The following is a 4621-nucleotide window of genomic DNA, read 5'->3' as shown; positions in this document are numbered from 1 at the left end:
CGCCCGGCCACGGAGACGGCCACCCGTAATGCGGGCGGCGGCGCCCCGTGCCCTGCGCCGGATCATGCCTGCGGGCGGGTGCGACGCCCACCACCGAACCGAACGGACGGCACGAGATGTCGCAGCACGCGCGCCCGCAGGGCGACGACGCTTCCTATGTCGGCATCTGGCGGCTGACATGGCCCCAGATGCTGATGATGCTTTTCCACTTCCTCATCGGGTTCACCGACGTGTGGGTGGCAGGCCGCATCCAGCCAGAGGTGCAGGCCGCCATCGGCCTCGTCTCGCAGTGCCTGTTCTTTCTGCTGGTGGTTGCCGTGGCCGGGGCCAACGCCGGGGTCGCGGCAATCAGCCAGGCGCTGGGCGCGGGGCTGCTGCCGCGCGCCCGGCGCTACGTGGGCATGGTGCTGGCCGGGGGCTGCACGGTGGGCGTGGGCATCATGCTGTTGGGCCTGGGCACCATAGAGCCCTTCCTGCGCCTGTTGCAGGTGCCGGAGCCGGTCATGCCGGTGGCCTCGTACTTCTGGAAAGTGTACCTGCTGGGCCTGCCCGCCAACTATCTGTTCACCATCACCGGGGCGGTGTTCCGCGCCCGCAAGCGCATGATCGCGCCGCTGCTGTCCATGGTGGCGGTGTGCGTCGTCAACGCCGGGGGCACCCTGGGGTTCGGCCTCGGGCTGTGGGGCCTGCCCGCGTACGGCTATGCCGGGGTGGCCTGGGCGACGTTCGTCGCCATCGTCATCGGGGCCTTGCTGAACCTTGGCATGCTGGTCCGCGACCGCGAACTGCTGCAACGTGCCTCGTTTCCCCCCTTGCGCTGGATACGGCGCGGCGCGCCCTATCTCATCCGCGTGGCAATGCCTGCCGCAGGGCTGCAAATCATGTGGAACCTCGGCTACCTGGTGCTGTTTTCCATTACCGCGTCGCTGCCTGTGGGCAGCGTGGCGGCCCTTGCGGGCATGACGGCTGGCATGCGCGTGGAATCGTTCATCTTCCTGCCTGCCTTGGCCTTCAACATGACCGCCTCGGTGCTGGTGGGACATCTGCTGGGTGCGGGCCGCAAGCCGGAGGCGGTGCGGGTAAGCCTGCGCCTGCTGGGCATCGGCTGCGCATCCATGAGCGTGTTCGCCGTGCTGCTGTGGCCGTGGACGGCGGACATCGCGGCCTGGCTGGCCCCGGAACCCGCCGTGGCCGTCCAGGTGGTCAGCTATCTGCGCTACAACCTTGTTTCCATCCCCTTCACCGTGGCCAGCATGACCCTTGGCGGGGTCATGACCGGCGCGGGCGCCACCTTGTACTCCTTTCTTGTGTACGGTTCGGCCACGTGGTTCGTGCGGCTGCCGCTGGCATGGGTCATGGGCCATGTGGTGTGGCGCGATGCGGCGGGGATATTTCTTGCCATGTTCGTTTCCCAGGTGTTCCAGTCTCTGGTCATGTTGTGGTTGTTCCACACGCACGACTGGAGCCGGTTCAGCATGATCCGGCGCAATGGCCGCAAGGCCGCGCCACAAGGAGCCGCCTCGCATGACCGACAGTGAGTTGACCCCCGGAGAGTTCCGGCCCGTCTCGCTCGACCGCATGGCCGAGTATCTCGAACTTTTTGCCCGCACGCCGCAGCATGCGTCGGACTTCAGTTTCACCAACGTCTGGGGCTGGGCCGAATACTACGGCCTGGAATGGACCTTTGCGCACGGGCTGTGCTGGCTGCGCCAGACGCGGCCCGAACCGGTGTGGTGGGCGCCCGTGGGGCCGTGGCTGGATGCCGACTGGCGCCAGTGCGCGCTGCTGGCCGCGGGAGCGAGGTTCATCCGCGTGCCCGAATCGCTGGCCGTGCATTGGCAGCAGGCCCTGGGCGACCGGGTGACGCTGACCGAGGCGCGCGGCCAGTGGGACTACCTGTACGCCGCGCAGGACCTGGCGGAGTTGAAGGGCAACAGGTTCCACAAGAAGAAGAACCATGTGAACGGCTTTCTGAAGGCCTATCCGCACGAGTACCATCCCATGACGTCCGACTGCATAGAGGCGGTGCTGGACATGCAGGAGGAATGGTGCAAGTGGCGCGAGTGCGACGAATCGCACGCGCTGGTGGCTGAAAACACCGCCGTGCGCAGGGTGCTTGAGCACTGGGACAGGATTCCCGGGCTTTCCGGCGGGGCTTTGTACGTGGAAGGCAAGATGATCGCCTACACCGTGGGCGAGCGCCTGGACGACGAAACGCTGGTGGTGCACTTCGAGAAGGCCAAGCCGGAGTATCGCGGCGTGTACCAGGCCATCAACAACCTGTACGCGCGCGAGCACGCCATGAGCTTCCGGTACATCAACCGCGAGCAGGATCTGGACGACCTGGGCCTGCGGCAGGCCAAGGAAAGCTACAATCCCCTGGGCTTTTTGAAGAAGTTTGCGGTGGACGTGGCCCCGGCGTAGGAGCGGGCGGTTTTCTGCCTGCCTCTGGCGGGCAGGGGGCTGCAGCGCGCTGCGATCGCCATCCGCGCTTTGCGGTCCCTATCCGTAAGGTTTGCTTCGCTCACCTGACGGTTAGGGCAATGCTCTAAGATTCGCATAACGGCTGCCGTCCCCTGCACCCCAGCATATTTGCCATTCTCCCTCGTTTGACACCCCGCCGCCGAAGGCAGTAGAAGGGCGCGGCGTTCGCCGCCCTTGCCAGACATGTCATTGCCCGGCGCGCCATCCGTCCCCCTCTCCTTTTTTCTGGTGGGGGAACTTCAGGAGGTTTCCATGTCCGATGCCATTCATGAAAGGGTACAGGCAGCCCTCGACAAGGTCCGTCCCTACTTGCAGGGCGACGGCGGCGACGTCGAACTGGTGGAAATCACCGCCGACGGCGTGGTCCGCGTGCGCCTGACCGGCGCCTGCAAGGGCTGCCCCATGTCGCAGCAGACCCTGAAGGGCGGCGTGGAACGCATGGTGCTGAAGGAAGTGGCCGAGGTGAAGCGCGTCGAGGCCGTGTAGCCTCCGCGCCGCGCGCCGTTTCCTGCATCTTTTCCGCATCGTTTCCGCGCCGGGCGCATCCGCGCTCCGGGTACGCGCCGCAATCTTTCGGCACACCGTCCGGGTCACACCGCCCGGGTCACACCGCCCGGGTCACGCTGTCCGCAGCATGCGCCCGCCATCCGACAGGCAGCCAGACAGGTCCATACATCCAGACGGGCGCCTGCACGTTTTCCACGCCATACAGACACCCGAAGAACGGGGAGAACATCATGACCAAGGTCGTCACGCGCTTCGCGCCGAGCCCCACCGGGCATCTGCACATCGGCGGCGCACGCACCGCCATCTTCAATTGGCTGCTGGCCCGCCACTTTGGCGGCACCTTTCTGCTGCGCATCGAAGACACCGACCAGGAACGCTCGCTGCAGGAGTACACCGACTCCATCCTGGCTTCCATGCGCTGGCTGGGCCTGGACTGGGACGGCGACCTCATCTACCAGGGCAGGCGTTTCGACATCTACAACGGCTACATCGACCGCATGCTGGAAACCGGCCACGCCTACTGGTGCGAATGCACGCCGGATGAAGTGGAGCAGATGCGCGAAACGGCGCGTGAACGCGGCCTGAAGCCCAAGTACGACGGGCGCTGCCGCGAACGCGGCCTTGGCCCCGGCCCTGGCAGGGTGGTGCGCCTGAAGGCCCCGCTGGCCGGGCGCGTGGTGTTCGAGGACATGGTCAAGGGCACCGTGGCCTTCGACGCGGCGGAACTGGACGACATGGTGCTGCGCCGGGCAGACGGCGCGCCCACCTACAACCTGGCCGTGGTGGTGGACGACGCCACCATGGGCGTCACCCATGTGCTGCGCGGCGACGACCACGTGTCCAACACGCCCAAGCAGGTGCTGATCTACCAGGCGCTGGGGCTGCCGCTGCCCGTATTCGGCCACGTGCCCATGATCCTTGGGCCGGACAAGAAGAAGCTCTCCAAGCGCCACGGCGCCCGAGCGGTCATCGAGTACGAGCAGGACGGCCTGCTGCCCCAGGCGCTGGTGAACTACCTGGTGCGCCTTGGCTGGTCGTACGGCGACCAGGAAATCTTCGCGCTGCAGGAACTGGTGGAAAAGTTCACCACCGACAACCTGAACAGTTCCCCCGCCGCCTTCGACCCGGACAAACTGCAGTGGCTGAACGCCCATTACCTGCGCGAAACCCCGGTGGACGAACTGGCCCGGCTGACGGCTCCCTTCGTGAAGGCGGAAGGCTTCGACGTGGCCCCGGAACGGCTGGCCGCGCTGGTGCCGCTGTTCCGCGAGCGTGCCTCGAACCTGGCCGACATGGCCAGGGTGATGCGTTTCATGCTGGTGGACGCCGCCGCGCTGGAGCATGATCCCGCCGCCGTGGCCAAGGCCCTGACCGCCGAGGGCAAGGCCCATGTGGCGGCCCTGCGCGGGCTGCTGGATCAGGCCGACCCCTTCGACAAGGCCACGTTGGAAAAGGTGGTGCACGACTACGTGGAGCAGGGCGGACTGAAGTTCAAGCAGGTTGGCCCGCCGCTGCGCGTGGCCCTGGCCGGATCGCTGGGCGGCCCCGGCCTGCCCGAGATCATGGAAGTGCTGGGCCGGGCCGAAACCCTGGCCCGCCTCGACCGGGCGGCTGCGCTGGGCTAGGCCCC

The 4621-nt window shown here is 66.8% G+C and carries 4 protein-coding genes; all 4 read left to right on the top strand.

From position 1 onward, the window contains the following. The first annotated feature begins 116 nt into the window (after positions 1-116). Positions 117-1538 (top strand): MATE family efflux transporter, encoded by a 1422-nt coding sequence (locus FVW20_RS07970; RefSeq protein ID WP_196608994.1) that lies wholly within the window; start codon positions 117-119, stop codon positions 1536-1538. Further along, positions 1525-2424: a DUF2156 domain-containing protein gene (locus FVW20_RS07965; RefSeq protein ID WP_196608993.1), complete on the top strand. Its 900-nt coding sequence runs from the start codon at positions 1525-1527 to the stop codon at positions 2422-2424. The genes FVW20_RS07970 and FVW20_RS07965 overlap by 14 nt, the downstream gene beginning before the upstream one ends. 312 nt (positions 2425-2736) lie before the next feature. Further along, complete coding sequence (locus FVW20_RS07960) at positions 2737-2970, top strand: NifU family protein (protein WP_012612141.1); 234 nt, start codon at positions 2737-2739, stop codon at positions 2968-2970. Positions 2971-3221: 251 nt separating this feature from the next. Then, positions 3222-4616 carry a glutamate--tRNA ligase gene (gene gltX, locus FVW20_RS07955; RefSeq protein WP_196608992.1) on the top strand — a complete coding sequence of 465 codons (1395 nt, stop codon included), beginning with the start codon at positions 3222-3224 and terminating at the stop codon, positions 4614-4616. Positions 4617-4621 lie beyond the last annotated feature (5 nt).

The organism is Nitratidesulfovibrio oxamicus, assembly GCF_015731765.1.
In the GTDB taxonomy this organism is placed as follows: domain Bacteria; phylum Desulfobacterota; class Desulfovibrionia; order Desulfovibrionales; family Desulfovibrionaceae; genus Cupidesulfovibrio; species Cupidesulfovibrio oxamicus.
This window is presented reverse-complemented; position numbering and strand designations above follow the sequence as displayed.